The sequence below is a fragment of the Pseudoalteromonas sp. B160 genome (genome assembly GCF_037162485.1).
Classification (GTDB): Bacteria; Pseudomonadota; Gammaproteobacteria; order Enterobacterales; family Alteromonadaceae; genus Pseudoalteromonas; species Pseudoalteromonas rhizosphaerae.
In genome coordinates, this window is sequence record NZ_JARLUX010000001.1 from 3,740,906 (window position 1) to 3,760,693 (window position 19,788).

Consider the following 19,788-nt stretch of genomic DNA (forward strand, 5'->3'; position numbering starts at 1 on the left):
AATTTTAAGCTACTGATTTTTCAGGTTTAGCCTTTGGTCCACCAAGATTTTGATTAAGTTTGGTAATATCAGCAGAATTAATCACTGTTTGAGTGTCAGACCAGTGTAGCAATTCGATACGACCATTTTCTTGCTCTACTACTGCGGTACAACTTTCTATCCAATCGCCATCATTACAGTAAACAATGCCATCAACGACTTTGAGTTGTGGGTGATGAATGTGACCGCAAATAATACCGTCTACGCCTTGCTTTTTAGCCTCATGAATAGCAGCATTTTCAAATGCCTCTATTGCTTCACGCGCTTTATGAACGCGGGCTTTTATCCAAGCAGCAAGTGACCAATAGTTACCACCATATAGGCGTCGAATACGATTAGTCCAGCGATTTAAAAACAGTAAAAAGTCATAACCTGTATCACCGGCAATACTGATCAGTTTGTTATACCTAGTTGCTGAGTCAAAATCATCACCGTGAACCAGAAGAAATCGTTTGTTGGCTTTGGTTGTGTGAATAAACTGCTGGTGGACTTCAATACCAAATAGGCTGTTATTGACGTAGTGTCGGAATGTTTCATCGTGATTGCCAGGAATATAAATCACTCGAGTACCTTGAACTGCTTTGGCTTGAATACAAGCTAATACTTGATAGTGACTAGGGTGCCAATAAAAATTTCGCTTCATCGACCATAAATCGACGATGTCACCCACTAGATAAAGGGTATCGCACTCAATACTATTTAAAAAGTCGAGTAGGTAATCTGCTCGACAATCTTTATAGCCTAAATGTACATCGGATATCCAAACAGCTGGGTAGTACTTTTTATCACTTTTTTCGATGTCGTGCATAGGAGGTTACTCACGGTGTAATAACAACAAAGTTAAGCAACTTGAATGACGTTTATAAGACTGTTTGACGAAACATCTATGACAATTAATGATCGTGCAAAAACAAAAAAACCGCATTACGCGGTTTTTTTTCAGAAGGTGCTGATGATTAAGCGTTCATGGCCGCTTTGATTGCTTCAACAGCGGTATCAATATCTATCATTAATTTTTCACCAGTACGGCGATTTTTCAACTCAACCTTGTTTTCATCAAGATTACGCTCACCAATTACCAACGTGAAAGGTACACCGAGTAATTCCATGTCGTTAAACATCACACCTGGGCGCTCTTTACGGTCATCAAATAACACGTCTAAGCCTGCGGCTTTTAAACCGTCGTAAAGGTTATTAGCGATATCCGGTATACGATGCGATTTATGCATATTCATTGGCACAATGGCTAAATCGAACGGGGCGATTGGCTGTGGCCAAATAATGCCGTATTGATCATTATTTTGCTCAATAGCCGCTGCGACAATACGCGATACACCAATACCATAACAACCCATAGTCATTATTTGGTTCTTACCGCTTTCGTTTAATACTCCCGCTTTCATCGCTTCTGAGTACTTAGTACCAAGCTGGAAGATATGGCCAACTTCGATACCGCGTTTAATATGTAAAGTACCATTACCACATGGACTAGGATCACCTTCGACAATATTACGTGAGATCAGCAACTTCATACTCAGTTACATCGCGATCCCAGTTAATACCGCTGTAATGCTCGTCATCTTTGTTAGCACCGGCTACAAAATCAGCCATTACGTTGGCTGTACGGTCTACTAAAATTGGCATGGTTAAGCCAACAGGGCCTAATGAACCTGGTTTAGCACCAATGGCTGTAATTATGTCAGCCTCGTTTGCCATTTCCAGTGGAGAATCTACTAATGGATGTTTTTCAGCTTTAAGTTCGTTAAGCTCATGATCGCCACGTATTACTAATGCAACTAAACCACGTTGACCATCTTCATTTGGCGCGCCGTAAACAATCAGTGTTTTAACACTGCGATGAGGTTTTACACCATAGTGTTTCTTTAGCTCGTCGATAGTTTTCGCATCAGGCGTAGGGAATACTTTTAATTCTTTTGCGGCAGCAGGGCGCGCTTCACTTGGCGCTAATGCTTCTGCTTTTTCGATGTTTGCTGCATAGTCACTTTTATCACTAAAGGCGATAGCATCTTCACCTGATTCAGCTAACACATGAAATTCATGAGATACACTACCACCGATAGAGCCGGTATCAGCAATAACAGGACGGTAATCAAGGCCTAAGCGATCGAATATATTACAGTATGCTTTGTGCATTACTTGATAAGTTGCATCTAAACATTCTTCACTTAAATGAAATGAATAGGCATCTTTCATAGTAAATTCACGCGCGCGCATAACCCCAAAACGAGGACGACGTTCGTCGCGCACTTTTGTTTGTACTTGATACAAAGTAAGCGGTAATTGTTTATACGAACTTACTTCTTTACGAACAAAGTCGGTGATCACTTCTTCATGGGTTGGTCCTAACGCGAAAGTACGATTGTGACGGTCAGTAAAACGCATAAGTTCTGGGCCAAACTGCTCCCAACGGCCAGACTCTTCCCATAGATCCGCAGGTTGAATAACAGGCATCAACATTTCGATTGCACCTGATTTGTCCATTTCTTCACGCACAATGTTTTCGACTTTTCGTAACACGCGTAATCCAGAGGGTAACCAAGTATATAGGCCCGACGCGACGCGACGGATCATGCCCGCTCTTAACATTAATTGATGCGATACAATTTCAGCATCTGATGGCGTTTCTTTAAGTGTTGCGAGTATATATTGACTGGTACGCATGTTTATTCCGATAGTTATAAAATTATTATTTCAATTGGGCACTCAGTTTAGCAGCGGTTGCTTTTACACTAAAGCGCTAAGTGTGTTTTTCTAACTTTTTTCTATGCTAGTGACATAGTTATGCTCGTCGTTTACTTGCCAACGGATATTAAAATCATACAAGGTCATTCCATAACTTTGTTCACCCTCTTTTTGCTTTTTATAGGCAGGGCGAGGATCTTGCTTAAGTACATTACTAATAAAGTCATGCAACTCTGGGAAGTTGGTTTGCTGTTCAATAAACGCCTGCACTTGCGGGCTAAACTCAACGGTCATTTGCGTTTCTGGGCGCGTGTCAGCAAAGCCTGCAGTTGGCATCAACCATGGCATCTGAATAAGGTAAATATGGTTTGATGTCTAAAATCGGGGTGCCATCAAGTAAATCTATGCCTGCCAATAATAAACACAGCTGGCCATTTTTATACTCTATGCCTTCAAGCTTGACGGCACTCATGCCTATGGCATTGGGTCTAAAGGTCGCGCGTGTGGCAAATACGCCTTTGCGCTCATTACCGCCTAAACGCGGTGGTCTAACCATGGCTGAGTAGCCTTTATCAGCAGTTTCATGAAAGCGAAACAATAACCAAATATGGCTAAATTCATCTAAACCACGAACAAATTCTTCACGGTTAAAATCAGCAGCAAATACCAACTTAGCTTTTGCTTGTGGAACTAAACGCGGTTGGCGAGGAATGGCGAACTTTTGTTTATAAGGAGATTGAATATGGCCAATAGCCGTTAGTTGAAAATCGCTCATGAAACTCAATTACTGTTAAAGATACGATATTCTAACCGCTAACAACAAAAAAGGCAGCTCGAAGCTGCCTTTTACTGCTAAATAACCTCAGAACAGGTTAAGCATTCCTTAAAACATATATTGTACAGATACTGATGCCACGTCCATATCTGGATCAATATCGTCTTCTAATTCGTAACGCTCGTACTCAAAGCGTATTTGCATATTACTGGTAAATGCATATTCAATACCTGCACCGTAGAATATATCGCCACCACTTTGATCGGCTGATATTTCACCAAGGGCTGGAATATCACTGGTGACCTCGGCGTCCCATTCTAACCAACCACCTTTAGCGTAGACAGAAAAGCTTTCTGTTATTGGTGCTGCTAATCGTGCAGCAAGGGAGATACCATCTACCTCAGCGTAACTATCTATATCACTTACTTCATCAAAGTTTTGATAGGCCAGTTCTAAACTCAAATACTTATTAAATTGTGAACCAACATAGCCTTTGAGCATCTGTGAGTCGTCGTCAAAATCGATGTCGTTTTCAGAATCTTCAAATTGGAATGAGTATTGGCCGTAACCAATACCGGTATATACGCGAGGGTAATCCATGTTTGTTGTCTCTGCGCTAGCAGCAGTATTAAAACCTAACAATGCTAATGAGATAGCAGAAAGTGAAATTGATTTAATCATTTAATAGCTCCTTTACAAAATAAAAAATATAACCTTTAAATTACCGGTTACTTTTAATATTGCATGGTGCGTGCCATGATTAATTTGGCTTTAAAACAGCCAGTTATAGTCTTTTATAGCATACAAAGTATACCAATGAGCGCTATTTAAACGCTCGTTCAGTTTGGCTGGAGAAAAGATTTCTGACTAGGATGTAGCTTTTACAGATAGATAGTTTAGGTGATCAGGGTTCTGATTTATGCAATAAAGTTTCAGTTTCTATGGCAATCTCTTTCATCTTAATTGCGTAGTTTTCTAATTTTTTGTCTTCATTACTCACTGCGATGTATTCTGGCACTGCTACGGGGTAACCTGTTTCGTCCATGGCAACAAAGCTAATTACACAGTGGTTAGTCTCAACTAAATTACGCGTTTTCGGATCGCCACAGCGAACTTGTATAAAGATTTGCATACTGGTTTTGCCAGTGTGGGCAATTTTAGCTTCAACTTCAACAATTTGACCAACTAGAATAGGGCGACGAAATTTAACCCCAGCGACAGATACAGTGACACAGTAATGACCACTCCAACCAGCAGCGCAGGCATAACCTGCTTGGTCAATCCACTTCATGACGACACCGCCATGAACCTTCCCGCCAAAATTCACATCGGTGGGCTCTGCTAAAAAACGGAATACAACATTAGACGACGGCATAAAAATATCTCACTCATATATAATTCTTATTAGCATAGCGCAAAAAAGGGGCCGAAGCCCCTGCAATTTAGGATAGGTTTATAATTTATATGTAAAATATTATTTTAACGCTGTATCAAGCGCTTTAATTGTATTTAGATTACATATTTGGGTAGTTGGGACCACCGGCTCCCTCAGGTGTTACCCAGGTGATGTTTTGACTCGGATCTTTAATATCGCAGGTTTTACAGTGCACGCAGTTTTGTGCATTGATCACAAACTCGTCTTTGCCGGCAATTTGCTGTATCTCATACACACCCGCCGGGCAATAGCGCTGAGCAGGCTCGTCAAATTTAACTAAGTTAACATCGATAGGAATAGCGCTATTTTTTAGTTTTAAATGACACGGCTGAGATTCTTCATGATTGGTATTTGATAAAAACACCGAAGATAATTTATCAAAGCTGAGTTGACCATCAGGCTTCGGGTAATCAATGACACTGGCCTGATTTTTATCAACTAGCGTTGCGTGATCTGGGATATTATCTTTAAAAGTAAAAGGTAATGCCCCTGCAAAAATATTTTGATCAAGGGTGTTATACGCACCACCAAGAAATTTTCCTAGCTTATGCATCACAGGGCCAAAGTTACGTGATTGGTATAGCTCTTTATAAGCCCAACTTTGTTTAAATGCTTCGCTGTAGTCAACTAAGTCAGTATGCTGTTGCTCGTTTGTAAGCGCGTTAAAGATCACCTCAGCGGCAATCATACCTGACTTCATCGCTGTGTGGTTGCCTTTGATTTTGGCAAAATTCAAGGTGCCCGCGTCACAGCCGACCAACAAACCACCCGGGAAGTGCATTTTTGGTAATGAGTGCAAGCCACCTTTTGCAATCGCACGAGCGCCATAAGCAATACGTTCGCCACCGGCTAATACATCTTTAAATATTGGGTGGTGTTTCATGCGCTGAAATTCATCAAACGGGCTTAAATGCGGGTTTGAGTAATTTAAATCAACAATTAAGCCGACTACAACTTGATTATTATCACTGTGGTACATAAACGCACCACCGTTAGTATCTGCACTTAAGGGCCAACCGGTGCCATGAACTACCGTGCCTTGCTTGTGATTAGCAGGATCGATTTGCCAAATTTCTTTAAAGCCTAAACCATAATGTTGCGGTGAGGCATCTTGATCAAGTGCAAACTGATTGGTCAGCTGTTTACCTAAGTGACCACGACAACCTTCAGCAAATACAGTGTATTTAGCACGAAGTTCCATGCCAGGCATAAAGCCATCTTTTTCATTGCCATTGCTATCAAGGCCCATATCGCCGGTAATAATGCCTTTTACTGTGTCATCTTCAATAATCAGTGAGTGTGCGCTAAAACCTGGGAAAATCTCAACCCCTAGGTTTTCTGCTTGCTCTGCAAGCCAGCGGCATACATTACCCATAGAGACAATATAGTTATCAGTATTATGAAATGTTTTAGGTGCGGCAAAGTGAGGGATAGCGGTGGCTTTGCTGTCATTATTAAACCAATATATTTCATCACTGGTTACTTTAGTGGTCACTGGTGCGCCAAGTTCTTGCCAATTGGGCAGTAACTCGTCCAAAGCGGTGGTTTCAAATACTGCGCCCGATAAAATATGGGCGCCCACTTCGGAGCCTTTTTCAACCACGCAGATCATGCACTCTTGTTGTTTTTCTCGTGCTAGTTGCGCTAATCGTATGGCGGTAGCTAAGCCTGCAGGGCCTGCGCCGACAATAACGACATCAAATTCCATGGTTTCGCGTTCGACCATATTAACCTCTTTTATGTGACGGACCTGTGCCTTTACGAGGGCAATTTCATACTTGCAAATGAAACGTTACAGGCGATGAATAGTTTAAGGTTATTTTAGGTTGACGTTTACGTCAACAGGAAGTAGTCTGATTTCATAAAATAAATAGGTTGACGTACACGTTAGCTTGTAGGTTTAAATAATTATGGAGTTCCTATGAAAGTTCTCGTTCCAATAAAAAGAGTTATCGACTACAACGTAAAAGCACGCGTTAAAGCAGATAATAGCGACGTTGATCTAACTAATGTGAAAATGGCACTTAACCCATTTTGCGAAATTGCCATTGAAGAAGCTATCCGCTTAAAAGAGGCGGGCACTGCCACTGAAGTAATTGCTGTAACCATTGGTGCTAAAGCATCTCAAGAACAATTACGTACAGCACTGGCACTGGGCGCCGATAAAGCGATTCATATTGAGACTGACGAAAAATTAGAATCACTGCACGTTGCAAAGCTGCTTGCTAAAATCGTCGAGCAAGAAGCCCCTGAACTGGTGATTTTAGGTAAACAGTCGATTGATTCAGATAACAATCAAACAGGTCAAATGCTGGCGGCTCTTACCGAGCGCGGGCAAGGTACGTTTGCATCAAAGGTCGACATAGCAAATGGCACTGTTAATGTGACGCGTGAAGTTGATGGCGGTTTACAAACAGTTTCATTAAAGTTACCGGCCGTAGTCACAACAGACTTACGTTTGAATGAACCCCGTTATGCATCATTGCCAAATATTATGAAAGCCAAACGTAAACCACTTGAGGTAATTGCAGCTGATAGCTTAGGTGTAGACTTAACTCCGCGTATCGAACTTGTTGCGGTACATGAACCGGCAAAACGCAGTGGCGGTATCATTGTTGATGATGTAGCACAGTTAGTTGATTTATTAAAAACACAAGCGAAGGTGATTTAAATGAAAACATTAGTTATAGCAGATCATGACAATGGCAGTTTAAAGCCTGAAACTTCTAAAACCATAAACGCAGCATTAAAGCTTGGTTTTGCTGTTGATGTACTAATTGCTGGTGAAAACGTAGCACCAATGAGTGAAATAGTGGCCAGTATTGCAGGTGTAAACACCGTGCTGGTGGCTGATCATAGCGAGTATGCGCATCAGTTAGCTGAAAACATCGCAGATTTAGTATTATCGCTTGCGCCAGATTATTCGCATCTTGTTGCTAGTGCTACTACAACGGGCAAAAACTTTATGCCACGTGTTGCCGCATTACTTGATGTTGCACAAATTTCAGAAATCATTGATGTGGTTGACGCTGATACATTTAAACGCCCAATCTATGCCGGTAATGCCATCGCAACTGTAAAATCACTGGATAGCAAAAAAGTGCTCACCGTTCGTGCAAGTAGCTTTGATCTGCAAAGTGAGCAAGCTCCCGCTGAGAGTCGTGTTGTTGATTCTGTGTTTAGCAGTGAATTAAGCGCATTTGTAAGTGTTGAGCAAACCGAATCTGAGCGCCCAGAGTTAACTGCTGCGCAAGTGGTTATATCAGGTGGACGCGGTATGCAAAATGGCGAGAACTTCTCATTACTTAATGGTATTGCCGATAAACTAGGCGCGGCAATTGGTGCGTCTCGTGCTGCGGTTGACGCAGGCTTTGTACCAAACGATATGCAAGTGGGTCAAACCGGTAAGATCGTTGCGCCTAACTTATATATTGCTGTAGGTATTAGTGGCGCAATTCAGCACTTAGCGGGTATGAAAGATTCTAAAGTGATTGTGGCTATCAATAAAGATCCCGATGCGCCAATCTTCCAAGTGGCGGATTATGGTTTAGTAGCAGATTTATTTGATGTGCTACCAGAGCTTGAACAAGCACTCTAATTTATAACGATTCTGGTTGTTAAAAGCTGTTGTGATCAGTTCGCTGATCACGCGGCTTTTTTCTTTTATTTTACCAATCAGAAAGTCTGTAATATCTAACTAAGCAATTACCATGAATAAAGAGTATCACCTGTCGTTTAGTGAGTTGGGTGCATTATTTTTTAACACAGATTGCCTTTTTACACTTTTTTTGCGCAAAATGTCAGGACACGCTAAGCTGAGGCTAAATGACTAGAAATTTAGAACTAAAAAATTAATAATCAATAAGCTAGCTTCACCCTTATCCCTTACATTTTTTAGAATACATTGAGACCTCGCAGTGAAAACCAAAGCAATCCGCAATTTTTATATCAATGAAGAGCAGTCGGTCTATTTGCTTTCGCACCATGACGCAAAAAACACCGCCAATGGTTGAATATCTGTATTAAGCAACTCACTAATTTAGGCTACAGCCAGGTTGAAATGATTGGCTCGGGTGCTTTTGGATTTGTATTTGCGGGTTTAGATGAGCGTAAACTTCCTTGGGTGTTTAAATTTTCACGTATCACCTTGGCGCAAAGTGTACGTGATCGACTTGAGGACGAAGCGTATATGCTCTCGCAAGTTGATAACCCATTAGTGCCTAAGTTTTATGCTTTTGAACGGATAAAAAAGCAGGGCATTTTAATGATGGCCCGCGCGCTGGGCGAAGACTTAGAAAAAGTATCACTTAAAAAAGGCCGCTTTAGCGCCGCAGCAATCACCAGTTTAGCGCTAAAACTGCGTAATGTATTAATAGACCTTCGCACTCAGCAAAATGGCATAACGCCACAACCGATTGTGCATGGCGATATCAAGCCTTCTAATCTAGTGTGGGATGAACATACCCAAGGCTTATCGCTGGTGGACTGGGGCAGCTCTGTGTATGCCCAAATAGACAGTAATGGCGAGCCAATTACCAGTAACTTTATGGATTTAATGTCTGGCGATTTAAGTACCACCAATGCGCGGATGGGGGATGTGTATTTTATTGGTGATGAGCAAATGTCAGGTGCTAAATCATCGCCGCGTTTTGATGAGCAAGGCGTGGCGTCCACCTTATACGCACTGGCTTCTGCACAGTCATGCCGATTTGGCGCGCAAGTGATCCCAGCCAGTTCATTAGGGCTCCCTATGGAGCTTGCAAAAGTGATTGACGGTATGCTCTCTAAAAATAAAATTACAAGAGACGGGGCGGGTGATTACTTTATGCGTAATATGCCTGCTATGGCTAAAGCATATTTACCAGAGCTCAATTTAGTTGAAGATGTGCGAGCCAATATTCCATTTTGGTTTGGTAACGATGACGAACGACCTGATACTGTGGTTTATAGCTCACGTAAACAATTTTTACGCCAAGCCGACCACAATCAACAACTGCTTGATGTAAATGACGCTCAATTGGACCGGTATTATAAAGAATTCCTGTTTGACACCGGTGATACTGAAAAAGCATTTTTAGCCTCTATCAGCCGATTAGCAAAATACCCAGTAGTAGGGGGCTTAAGCTTTCATTGGAAAGAAGAATCACTGTTCGTTGAATCATCACTGATCATGCATGATGAAAGTTTAGGCCATGCTTTTACCCAAGCGGTTAATAATACCGTGATGTTGGCACAAGGCATTCATCAAAAAGGCTTATTTAAGTGTTGTTTATTTGATGCAAGAAAGACCATTCAACTGGAGCGTGATGGCACAGGGGCATTTAAGTTTGAACAACTTCCAGAGCTTGACTATGAGGTAATGAATTTAAAAAGCTCAGAAGTCACCCGACCACATTCTTATTTTGAAGACGGTAAAGATCCGGACGAGCAACTGCAGCTACCTAAAAAAGTGATCAAATGCGTATTTGAGTTAAACCAAATACATCATACCGGCTGCATTATTTTTGAAGCTTTACCTGATAGAATGAAAATACATCATTACTATCGTTTGTTAGATGGCACTAAAGAAGCACAGTTTAAGCGCTTGCTTAATAAGTTGATGCAATATGCGGTGAGCATTACTGATGTGGGGGTTGCCGGGTTTATGAAACTACCTTACAAAAATACCCGTGAGTTTGCCTTGTGTGATCGCCAGCCTGATTTTTTCTATCCTAAAGATCCTAAACGTTTTGGCGCTTAATTTTGCCGTATAAATACGTTAAACTAATGCATCAAAAAAAGGATAAATAATGGCAAAAACTAAGCCCGTGATCACTATGCAAAGCTTTGGTATTTATACAAAGTGGGACTCATCATCAAAAGCCTTACCGCAAATTCAAGCATTTACCACAAAAGTACCCGCACAACTCGATGTGGAGTTTGGTTTTATCATTAATATTAAAAAAGCCAAAGGCGAAAAACTTCATTATTGTATATACCATCCTGATATACCGGATGCTGATGGTGAGGTAATGCCACCATTTGACGGCTTTGAATACGTTAAAGACAATGACTGGCACTTTTACCTAGGTGATACCTTGTGGCAACCTATAAGCAATAAGATAGGCGATTGGCGTATGACCATAGAGCTAAACGGTAAACTGATTGCCGATAAAACATTTTCAGTGTTTGAACAAGAGTCCATGTCAGAAATTGAGTTTTGGCAAAAGCGCGGGTATTAAATACTTTATGTGTATATAGGCTTATTGTATTTGTAGTAAGTGTAATTGTTGAAAATAAATTAGGACGAGGTGGTTACTCCACCTCATGAAATAAATTAGATTTTAATTACTTTGAGCCAGCTCATTTCTAATAATCTCTGCGCCTGCGGTTAACGCATTGAGCTTACCTCTTGCAACTGCCCGAGGTAGCGGAGCCATACCACAGTTAGAACACGGGTAGAGCTTGTCAGCATCGACAAACTGCAGTGCTTTACGTAGCGTATTTGCCACTTCCTCTGGTGTTTCTATGGTATTGGTGGCAACGTCAATGGCGCCTACCATTACTTTTTTACCGCGAATAAGTTCAAGTAGTTCCATTGGTACATGAGAGTTGTGACATTCTAATGAGATAATATCAATATTAGATTGCTGCAGTTTTGGAAATGCTTCTTCGTATTGTCGCCATTCTGAGCCTAACGTTTTTTTCCAATCTGTATTGGCTTTGATGCCATAACCATAACAAATATGCACGGCCGTTTCGCATTGAAGGCCTTCAATGGCTCTTTCTAAACACGCAATTCCCCAATCATTTACCTCATCAAAAAACACGTTAAATGCAGGCTCATCAAATTGAATGATATCAACCCCCGCAGCTTCTAGTTCTTTGGCTTCTTGATTAAGAATTTTGGCAAATTCCCAAGCGAGCTGTTCGCGGCTTTTATAATGGTCATCATAAAGTGTATCTATCATAGTCATAGGACCTGGTAGCGCCCATTTGATCGGTTGTTTGGTTTGGCTGCGTAAAAACTTAGCATCATCAACAAAAACCGGTTTTATACGACTAACAGGACCTACCACAGTAGGTACACTGGCATCATAGCGGTCACGAATTCTCACCGTTTTACGGTTTTCAAAATCTACACCGTTAAGGTGCTCAATAAATGTGGTAACAAAGTGTTGGCGTGTTTGTTCGCCATCACTGACAATATCAATACCTGCACGTTGTTGCTCTTGTAGAGAGAGCCGTAATGCATCGTGTTTGCCGTCAATTAATTCATCACCTTGAAGTTTCCAAGGTGACCAAAGAGTCTCTGGCTCTGCAAGCCATGAAGGTTTAGGTAAGCTGCCTGCAGTTGAAGTCGGTAATATTGTTTTGCTAATAGATGTTTTCATAATAAATAATGCCATTTATTTGGGTTAACTTTTTAAGTTGCGATTGAATCTAACGATTGAACTCGCTATTACGCGTAATTAGCAGACCATTGCTCAAGCACTGTTTGATATGGCTTGATGAAGTGCTGCTCAGCAAATTTCCCCTGTTCATTCGCCAATTTACTGCGCTCTTCACGGTCATAAACAATTTGCGTGAGTGAATGATCTAGGTTCTTCAAATTTGGTTGATATGATTTCCCCGCAGTCGCATTGGCATTATAGATCTCTGGTCGGTAGATTTTTTGAAATGTCTCCATTGTGCTAATAGTGCTAATAAGCTCAAGATGAGTGTAATCATTTAGCAAATCACCAACAAAATAAAAGGCTAAGGGCGCTACACTATTTGGCGGCATAAAATAACGCACCTGCAAGCCCATTTTTTTGAAATATTGTTCAGTCAAAGACGGTTCATTTGGCTGATATTCAACACCTAACGCAGGGTGTTGATTTTCAGTACGATGATAGGTCTTGTTATCCGAAACACTTAGGCATATTACTGGCGGCTTTTTAAAGTGCTTTTTGTAGCTGTCAGAACTAAGAAAATATTTAAATAGTTTGCCATGCAGCTCGCCAAAGTTATCAGGAATACTAAATTTAGGCTGATCTTTATTATGTTCTTGCAGTAATACACTAAAATCATAGTCGCGCACATAGGAGGAAAAATTATTTCCTACAATACCTTCAATGCGTTTGTTAGTGTGATGATCAACAATATTTGTTTTCAATATTTCAATCGATGGAAAGCTATTACCACTGCCAGCAATATCCATATCAACAGAGATGATTTCAAGCTCTACAGAATAACGATCCGCTTTTGGGTTATCCCACTGCGCCAAGGCATTAAAACGGTTATCGATCATTTTTAAGGCGTTGCGTAAGTTTGCTTGGCGATAACTGCCTCTGGCCAAGTTTGCAAAATTGGTAGTGATACGTGTATTAGCTGCTGGATGATAATTTTCATCGAGACAAATACTCTTAATAGTAAATGTGAAATCTTTAGTCATTGTGATCTGTATCCAATTATCTGATTTAAAACCTGCGTTTATGCTGTGCTCTTGAGCGAATTAACGTTACTGATCTCTCGGTAAGTGATGTTCACAGTTTTTGTGTTGTGCCTGATGGCTTGATTAAAACCGCTGTAAAACTGTGTTGCCTCTAAGAGTTGAGCTATTTATACGTGTATCGGTACATGAATAAAAACGGTTTAATTTCACCTAAAACATGAGCTGTATTCATCAACTAATAATATTGCACGCCATTAGCGATAAATTATCTGAAGTGGCACTTGAAAAAACAGAGTTCCAACTTGGCTATCCAAACATTTAGACTTCTAGATGGGTGACTTGTATTTGTTTCATCTAAAACATGAGGATTATTCAGGGCTTAATGTAGCCAAATATATCAATAGGCATCAGTTATATTGATATACTCGCGGCCAATATGGTGAGTGATAGCTGCTCAATAGGAAATAGAACCGCATTCATTTAGCATGAGTGCTCCCAAATTATAATAAGAGATAAACGCAATGAGTGAATTAATAATGTTGATTTTATACTGCGCCTTACTTGGCAGTGGCGTAGGTTTTTTAGCAGGGCTGCTAGGTATTGGGGGCGGACTGGTTATTGTTCCTGTGTTGAGTATTATTTTACTGCATTTTGAAATTCTACCAGCTGAGCAAGTCGTTATTGCCGCAATTGCAACGTCATTAGCATCAATATTATTTACATCAACGTCTTCCGCAATCGCACATCATAAAAATGGCAATGTTCCATGGACTCTTGCTCCTTGGGTAATGACGGGCGTTGCACTGGGGGCGCTTATCAGTGGCTTTATAGCGGCACTATTACCTGAGCAGGTTGTTCGCTTAGTGTTTGCTGTCACAGTGGTACTTATTGCGATAAAGATGTTTGTAAGTAATAAGCGTGAGCCATCGGTTGAGCGTGACATGCCCAATAAAGGTGTGTTAACCATTATGACCACTATCACCGGCGGCTTGTCTGCGATGATCGGTATTGGCGGAGGCGCGCTTTTGGTACCATTGTTAACGTTCTTCTCAGTCGATATGAAAAAAGCCATAGGGTGTGCATCCGCATGCGGCATTGTTATCGCATTATTTGGTTCAATTGGTTACATCAGCGCAGGTAGCGGCCATTTTGCACTAGAAGATGGATTTGCTGGATTTGTGTATTTACCAGCGTTATTCGGTATTATTTGCACATCCTGGTTTACCGCCCCGTTAGGCGCCAAAGCCACCCATTACTTACCAGTCTCGTTAGTCAAAAAAATCTTCGCCGCATTATTGCTAGCAACCGCTGTCAAAATGATTATGTATTAAATGAAAGGGTGCTGCTAGTGATACGATTAGAGCCAATAATTAATCAAATCGGCTCTATTTGCGTAGGCTAGCTCTTTAAGCGCAGCGAACCTTAATTTCTTTGTGAATAATTCACTAAAATTTTATTGCACAAAAAAGAGGAAAGAATGAGAAATAAATGAGGGCTTAAATCTGAGAAAGCTAAGTCGTTTTTTAAATGAAAGTACATTAGAACATTTATGAAAAGTATCCGTATAAACGCAAAAAAGCTGGCACTGCCAGCTTAATTATTAAAACATTTGTTAGCACCTAGCACCTAGCACCTAGCACCTAGCACCTAGCACCTAGCACCTAGCACCTAGCACTTAGTTACCCCAAGGATTACTGGCATTTGAGCGTTGTTTACGCGTCCGTGCACGATCTTTGGCTTCTTTTTTCGCTTGAATACGTTTTGCGTCGCTAAAACTTAACTCACATGGTTCACCCGGTTTATGATCTTCAGGAATAACGCGGTCACGCGGTGGTAGTTCATATTGAACATCATCGGGTTTAGGTAGATTTTTTAATCTATAAAGATAAAAGTTTTCAACTTTATCTTGTGCCCACTGGGTTTTACGCAAAAATTTAACTGCAGATTTGATGTCAGGGTTGTTTTTAAAACAATTTAGCAGTAGATAAGCATGTAAAAGCTCCCACCCATATTGATCAACTAACTCTGATACAACTTGCTCAAGTTTAACGCCTTGTAGCGGGTTATTGCCGAATAAATCTTCATTACTCATGTTTTACACTCTTTTCTAAAATCTAATCCCAGAATTATAATTTTTATCACGATAATTTGATACAAGAATATCAAGTCAGTTTGCTTGTGTAATTTACATTTGTTTACTTTATCGGTAATATTAGCGCGCTTTAATAAGCATCGGCATGACGCCACAACATTGGATGATAGATTTAAGGAATAATATACATGGGTCTTTTTAATAAAATTAAAACACAAGCTACCACTATTGGTTCAAATATCAGCGAATCAACGTCTAAACTAAGCTCTGATATGAGCACCTCAATGAAAGAGAACTCAAAGTTATCGGCGATCCGCTCTGAGATCACTTCAATAGAAGGGCAGCTAAATATTGGTTATCAAGATATTGGTAAAAAATACGTCGAAAATTTACTAGAAAACCAAGGACAAAATATCGAAAGTGCTTTGCAAGAAGCATTAAACCGTGTTGAACCGTTACTTGAGAAAAAAATTGAGCTTGAAGATGAAGCTATTGAAATTGAGAAAAAGCTAAAAGATCAAATCATCATTCAAGAAAAAGCAATTTTTCAAAAAGAATACGATCAAGAAAAAGAGAAGCTTGAAAAAGCCGTTAAACTTGATGTGATCTCTGTAGCAGAAAAAGAACAGAAATTAGCTAAAGCACGATTAAAACTTGATAATTTCGACACTATTCGTAAAGTTAAAAAACAGTATGAAATGAGTTTAATTTCAAAAGACGAATTAAACGAAAAGCTTGCTGCTTTAGGCGTGCAATGACGAAGAAATTAAAGCTTCTTTTACAAGAAGCTTTAATAATACCAATTGAGTTAAATATTTAACCATTCTAGCGGGCTAAAAACTACGTCAGTAATTTTTCAAGTAGAACAACGGCATGTCAAAATTCCTGTCTTGTTATTACTGCATTTCTATGTCGCTATAAATACTTAGTAACTTAACACGATTGGTATAACTTATTTTTACTGTTGGCAATTTACTACTACACGGCCTCGGATATTTCCGGCCATCAGCTCATCAGCCGCGTTAATAACCTGCTCTAAATTAATTTCAGTCGATATTTTATCTAAGTAGCTCTGCTCAACAAGCTCACCTAGACGTTGCCATGCTTGGATGCGGTCGACCTTAGGACGCATTACACTGTCTATGCCGATTAATGAAATACCACGCAAAATAAACGGCGCAACGGATGCAGGAAAATCCATGCCTTGTGCTAAACCGCAAGCAGTAACAACACCGCCATACTTTAAAGAAGCACAAATATTAGCAAGGGTGTGACTGCCAACTGAATCAATGGCTGCAGCAAAACGTTCTTTTGCTAATGGCTTACCTGGATTTGATAGCTCATTTCGGTCGATCACTTCAGAGGCGCCAAGTTGTTTTAAATGTTCGCTTTGATCTACACGACCTGTTGCTGCAACTACGGTAAAACCTAGTAGATTAAGTAAATAGACGGCAAAACTACCTACACCACCGTTTGCACCCGTTACTAAAATATCACCAGAGTCGGGAGTGATGCCTTGCTTTTCAAGCGCAATAATACTGAGCATCGCGGTGTAACCGGCAGTACCAATTTGCATGGCCTGTTTAGGTGTTAACGACGTTGGGAGTGTGATCAACCAATCGCCATTAACAGCGGCTTGTTGAGCCAGCCCCCCAGTATTTTTCGCCAACACCAAAGCCATTTAATAATACCAACTGATCAATAGCGAACTCGCTAGAATCACTGGCTGTTACTTTACCCACTAAATCAATACCCGGCACCATAGGAAATGAGCGCACCACGGGGCCTTTTCCTGTGATAGCTAAACCATCTTTATAATTTAGGGTGCTGTAAAGCACATCTAGTTTGACAGGGAGATTGGGTAATTCGCTATTATTTAGTGTTTGTACTGACGCGGTATACTTATCGTCAGTATTATTTATAACAATGGCTTTAAATTGATTGTTCATCTGGACTCCATTTAGACCGATCGTCTTTTAATTGTTATGCAAAAAGAGCAATTACTTAAGCCGTTACCTAAGCAATGCACGTAAAAACATTTCAGTATATAAAATAAGTGGCTGAGTATTTTTAGTTAGCTTGGCACGCATTACAGCACCTTCCCAGCCAATCCAAAAAAATTCACTCATTTGTGTGGTATTCACGTTGGCTGCAATAACACGCTCCTGCTGAGCTTGTGCCAGGCAAACTTGCACATGTTGTTGCCAAATCTCGTAACTGGTCAATAGTTTATTTTTAAAGTCAGCGCTGAGGTGGTTTAGTTCCTGATTTAAATTACCGACTAGACAACCGCGACTAAAATCGTACTTTTGCATACCCCTTGCTGCACTTTGGGTGAAATTGATTAGTCGCTCTAAAGGAGGGATATCGCTTGCCCCTAGATAGCGAATAAGTTTAGCAACAAAGTAATCGTTATAAGCGTCTATAACAGCTAAGCCGTAGGCATCTTTATTATTAAAGTAGTGGTAAAAAGAACCTTTTGGAACACCTACTTTTTTTAAAATAGTATCAAGTCCTGTGGCACTGAAGCCAAACTCGGTAAGTGTTTCTACCCCCGTAGCAATAAGTAATGCTTTGGTGTCGGCATTACTGCGGGCAACTTTTGGTGGGCGACCACGTCGTGGTGGATTTTGACTATTTTTTAGCATAAACACATATTAGACCGATCGTATTAATATACCCAAACCACCTCAGGATGCGAGTTTCAGTTGGAATTAAAAGCGATTTAGGCAAGGCATTGATTGCAAGTAATAGTGGTTCTATTGTTAAAATCAATAACGCAGTATAAATCGCTTTTAAACCAACCCGTTGGGCGTTTCACAGGCACTTACTCTCAGCGTTGTTACTTCTTAAAAGGGGCTGCCATTGTTGCAAAGTAACGCCTTGATACTAAGCCCCTGTGAAACGCTGAATTCTGTATCTTGAGGTGGTTTGGGTATAGTTGCAAGGATTAATTATTAAACAATTTAAAAAAGTGTACGTGAAATGTGGGCTAATTAAGTGCGAATAAGCCGCAGTAAAGTGGTCTGAAATAAGTTCAAAAATTAAACTTCTTTACTATTAATGAGTTGAAATAAATTTGTCATAATTACATTTTTTATAGGAACTTCATCCATAAACCGCAGTCACAATTAGAGCAGGAAACTGCGTGTTAGTGATTAGATAGTCGTAATTTTTTGTACATATATGGGTCGCACAGAAGATGGTACGACCACTTTACTTTTTTATATGTTAATTCATTTTTGCATCAGCAGCTTAGTTAAAGTCAATTTATTTAATTGCTTTTGTGATTTGAATTTAACAGTTTTATTAACTATTCATTAAATGTAGATGTCACGAACACTACAAATATATAAATATAAAAGGTGAGGATTTACCTATGAAGAGACAGAAAAGAGATCGGTTAGAAAGAGCTCATTCTCAAGGCTTTAAAGCAGGCCTCGCGGGCCGTTCAAAAGACCTATGCCCTTATCAACAAGTAGACCCAAAATCAGAGTGGTTAGGCGGTTGGCGCGAAGCGATAGAAAATCGCAATATGTATAAAACCTAATTTTTAAGTATTGAATTAAAGCAAAAACGCCGCTGTTTATGAAACAGCGGCGTTTTTGTAGCTGGGTTTTAATAAAAAATTAAAACGCGCTAGTATCTTGGAATAAACCAACTTTTAAATCTTTTGCTTCGTAGATAACGCGGCCATCTACTTCAACAGTACCATCAGCCATCCCCATGAATAATTTACGTTTAATAACGCGCTTCATGGTCAAACGGTAGGTAACTTTTTTTGCTGTTGGTAAAATTTGCCCAGTAAATTTAACTTCACCTACACCTAGCGCACGGCCAAGACCAGGACCACCAGACCAACCAAGGAAAAAGCCAACCAGTTGCCACATTGCATCTAAACCAAGACAACCTGGCATGACTGGATCACCTTTAAAGTGACAAGCAAAAAACCAAAGATCAGGGTTAATATCAAGCTCAGCAACGATTTCACCTTTACCATGCTCTCCACCGTCATCAGTGATTGAGACGATACGGTCCATCATTAACATGTTGTCACTTGGTAGACGACAATTGCCTTCTCCAAACATTTCACCTTGACCACATAGGATCAAATCTTCTTTTGTATAACTATTTTTAGGTTCCATAACACTTTTCATCGCTTAGAAATTGCCACGTACTTTAGCGTACACTTGTACGCTAAACAACTCGGAGCAGTTAAAAAAATAATTTATTTGCACGAAATACCACCGCTTAGGTGAAGAACATGCTAATTACACGATTAAATCGCGCAATTACTAGCAAAAATCATTATAATTACCGTGATTTTT

At 40.2% G+C, this 19,788-nt stretch carries 15 protein-coding genes and 4 pseudogenes; 7 read left to right on the plus strand and 12 right to left on the minus strand.

Annotated features, from left to right (window positions below):
* Window positions 1–4: 4 nt before the first annotated feature.
* The 6 genes and pseudogenes from P4S61_RS17410 to P4S61_RS17435 all read right to left on the minus strand — a co-directional run bounded on the left by P4S61_RS17410 (window position 5) and on the right by P4S61_RS17435 (window position 6,678).
* Window positions 5–847 (minus strand): UDP-2,3-diacylglucosamine diphosphatase, encoded by an 843-nt coding sequence (locus tag P4S61_RS17410; protein ID WP_182734736.1) that lies wholly within the window; start codon window positions 845–847, stop codon window positions 5–7.
* 148 nt (window positions 848–995) lie between these two features.
* Window positions 996–2,721: pseudogene (locus P4S61_RS17415) on the minus strand (proline--tRNA ligase).
* A gap of 90 nt (window positions 2,722–2,811) precedes the next feature.
* Window positions 2,812–3,517 (minus strand): annotated as a pseudogene (gene tsaA / locus P4S61_RS17420) (tRNA (N6-threonylcarbamoyladenosine(37)-N6)-methyltransferase TrmO).
* Between the two features lie 108 nt (window positions 3,518–3,625).
* On the minus strand, window positions 3,626–4,198 hold the full coding sequence (locus P4S61_RS17425) for an outer membrane beta-barrel protein (RefSeq protein WP_145233916.1): 573 nt from the start codon (window positions 4,196–4,198) through the stop codon (window positions 3,626–3,628).
* Window positions 4,199–4,421: 223 nt separating this feature from the next.
* Window positions 4,422–4,892: an acyl-CoA thioesterase gene (locus tag P4S61_RS17430; RefSeq protein ID WP_145233918.1), complete on the minus strand. Its 471-nt coding sequence runs from the start codon at window positions 4,890–4,892 to the stop codon at window positions 4,422–4,424.
* A gap of 139 nt (window positions 4,893–5,031) precedes the next feature.
* Entirely contained in the window at window positions 5,032–6,678 is a 1,647-nt protein-coding gene (locus P4S61_RS17435; protein ID WP_145233921.1) for an electron transfer flavoprotein-ubiquinone oxidoreductase, read from the minus strand.
* A 195-nt stretch (window positions 6,679–6,873) separates the two neighbouring features.
* Here P4S61_RS17435 and P4S61_RS17440 point away from each other — a divergent pair, with 195 nt between their 5' ends.
* The 4 genes and pseudogenes from P4S61_RS17440 to P4S61_RS17455 all read left to right on the plus strand — a co-directional run bounded on the left by P4S61_RS17440 (window position 6,874) and on the right by P4S61_RS17455 (window position 11,173).
* Window positions 6,874–7,623 (plus strand): electron transfer flavoprotein subunit beta/FixA family protein, encoded by a 750-nt coding sequence (locus P4S61_RS17440; RefSeq protein ID WP_337118746.1) that lies wholly within the window; start codon window positions 6,874–6,876, stop codon window positions 7,621–7,623.
* Entirely contained in the window at window positions 7,624–8,550 is a 927-nt protein-coding gene (locus P4S61_RS17445) for an electron transfer flavoprotein subunit alpha/FixB family protein (protein WP_145233926.1), read from the plus strand. It abuts the gene before it with no gap.
* A 319-nt stretch (window positions 8,551–8,869) separates the two neighbouring features.
* Window positions 8,870–10,692, plus strand: a pseudogene (locus tag P4S61_RS17450) (protein kinase domain-containing protein).
* Window positions 10,693–10,741: 49 nt separating this feature from the next.
* Window positions 10,742–11,173 carry a DUF3859 domain-containing protein gene (locus P4S61_RS17455; RefSeq protein WP_145233930.1) on the plus strand — a complete coding sequence of 144 codons (432 nt, stop codon included), beginning with the start codon at window positions 10,742–10,744 and terminating at the stop codon, window positions 11,171–11,173.
* A 102-nt stretch (window positions 11,174–11,275) separates the two neighbouring features.
* On the opposite strand, the gene P4S61_RS17460 is transcribed toward P4S61_RS17455, so the two are convergent.
* Both P4S61_RS17460 and P4S61_RS17465 read right to left on the minus strand, forming a co-directional pair.
* Entirely contained in the window at window positions 11,276–12,325 is a 1,050-nt protein-coding gene (locus P4S61_RS17460) for a methionine synthase (protein ID WP_337118747.1), read from the minus strand.
* Between the two features lie 68 nt (window positions 12,326–12,393).
* Entirely contained in the window at window positions 12,394–13,368 is a 975-nt protein-coding gene (locus P4S61_RS17465) for a DUF1852 domain-containing protein (RefSeq protein ID WP_145233934.1), read from the minus strand.
* Window positions 13,369–13,889: 521 nt separating this feature from the next.
* Here P4S61_RS17465 and P4S61_RS17470 point away from each other — a divergent pair.
* Window positions 13,890–14,699, plus strand: a complete 810-nt coding sequence (locus P4S61_RS17470) for a sulfite exporter TauE/SafE family protein (protein ID WP_145233936.1) — start codon at window positions 13,890–13,892, stop codon at window positions 14,697–14,699.
* Between the two features lie 344 nt (window positions 14,700–15,043).
* Here P4S61_RS17470 and P4S61_RS17475 read toward each other — a convergent pair whose 3' ends face one another.
* Complete coding sequence (locus tag P4S61_RS17475; RefSeq protein ID WP_145233938.1) at window positions 15,044–15,460, minus strand: VF530 family DNA-binding protein; 417 nt, start codon at window positions 15,458–15,460, stop codon at window positions 15,044–15,046.
* A 188-nt stretch (window positions 15,461–15,648) separates the two neighbouring features.
* Here P4S61_RS17475 and P4S61_RS17480 point away from each other — a divergent pair, with 188 nt between their 5' ends.
* Window positions 15,649–16,218 carry a hypothetical protein gene (locus P4S61_RS17480; RefSeq protein WP_145233940.1) on the plus strand — a complete coding sequence of 190 codons (570 nt, stop codon included), beginning with the start codon at window positions 15,649–15,651 and terminating at the stop codon, window positions 16,216–16,218.
* 200 nt (window positions 16,219–16,418) lie between these two features.
* Here P4S61_RS17480 and acuI read toward each other — a convergent pair.
* Window positions 16,419–17,409 (minus strand): annotated as a pseudogene (gene acuI / locus P4S61_RS17485) (acrylyl-CoA reductase (NADPH)).
* 63 nt (window positions 17,410–17,472) lie between these two features.
* Window positions 17,473–18,108: an acrylate utilization transcriptional regulator AcuR gene (acuR, locus tag P4S61_RS17490; RefSeq protein ID WP_145233944.1), complete on the minus strand. Its 636-nt coding sequence runs from the start codon at window positions 18,106–18,108 to the stop codon at window positions 17,473–17,475.
* Window positions 18,109–18,839: 731 nt separating this feature from the next.
* Between acuR and rmf the strand changes: the two genes are divergently transcribed.
* Entirely contained in the window at window positions 18,840–19,010 is a 171-nt protein-coding gene (gene rmf, locus P4S61_RS17495) for a ribosome modulation factor (RefSeq protein ID WP_016707188.1), read from the plus strand.
* A 79-nt stretch (window positions 19,011–19,089) separates the two neighbouring features.
* Here rmf and fabA read toward each other — a convergent pair whose 3' ends face one another.
* A complete protein-coding gene (gene fabA / locus P4S61_RS17500; RefSeq protein ID WP_182718839.1) occupies window positions 19,090–19,605 on the minus strand; it encodes a bifunctional 3-hydroxydecanoyl-ACP dehydratase/trans-2-decenoyl-ACP isomerase in 516 nt (171 codons plus the stop codon).
* Window positions 19,606–19,788: the final 183 nt, after the last annotated feature.

Bases quoted from the DNA above. Each gene is read 5' to 3' on its own strand.
- P4S61_RS17480 (WP_145233940.1), top strand. From the start codon at position 15,649: ATGGGTCTTTTTAATAAAATTAAAACACAAGCTACCACTATTGGTTCA.
- P4S61_RS17470 (WP_145233936.1), top strand. From the start codon at position 13,890: ATGAGTGAATTAATAATGTTGATTTTATACTGCGCCTTACTTGGCAGT.
- P4S61_RS17440 (WP_337118746.1), top strand. From the start codon at position 6,874: ATGAAAGTTCTCGTTCCAATAAAAAGAGTTATCGACTACAACGTAAAA.
- P4S61_RS17425 (WP_145233916.1), bottom strand. From the start codon at position 4,198: ATGATTAAATCAATTTCACTTTCTGCTATCTCATTAGCATTGTTAGGT.
- P4S61_RS17460 (WP_337118747.1), bottom strand. From the start codon at position 12,325: ATGAAAACATCTATTAGCAAAACAATATTACCGACTTCAACTGCAGGC.
- acuR (WP_145233944.1), bottom strand. From the start codon at position 18,108: ATGCTAAAAAATAGTCAAAATCCACCACGACGTGGTCGCCCACCAAAA.
- P4S61_RS17445 (WP_145233926.1), top strand. From the start codon at position 7,624: ATGAAAACATTAGTTATAGCAGATCATGACAATGGCAGTTTAAAGCCT.
- P4S61_RS17410 (WP_182734736.1), bottom strand. From the start codon at position 847: ATGCACGACATCGAAAAAAGTGATAAAAAGTACTACCCAGCTGTTTGG.
- fabA (WP_182718839.1), bottom strand. From the start codon at position 19,605: ATGGAACCTAAAAATAGTTATACAAAAGAAGATTTGATCCTATGTGGT.
- P4S61_RS17435 (WP_145233921.1), bottom strand. From the start codon at position 6,678: ATGGTCGAACGCGAAACCATGGAATTTGATGTCGTTATTGTCGGCGCA.
- P4S61_RS17455 (WP_145233930.1), top strand. From the start codon at position 10,742: ATGGCAAAAACTAAGCCCGTGATCACTATGCAAAGCTTTGGTATTTAT.
- P4S61_RS17475 (WP_145233938.1), bottom strand. From the start codon at position 15,460: ATGAGTAATGAAGATTTATTCGGCAATAACCCGCTACAAGGCGTTAAA.
- rmf (WP_016707188.1), top strand. From the start codon at position 18,840: ATGAAGAGACAGAAAAGAGATCGGTTAGAAAGAGCTCATTCTCAAGGC.
- P4S61_RS17430 (WP_145233918.1), bottom strand. From the start codon at position 4,892: ATGCCGTCGTCTAATGTTGTATTCCGTTTTTTAGCAGAGCCCACCGAT.
- P4S61_RS17465 (WP_145233934.1), bottom strand. From the start codon at position 13,368: ATGACTAAAGATTTCACATTTACTATTAAGAGTATTTGTCTCGATGAA.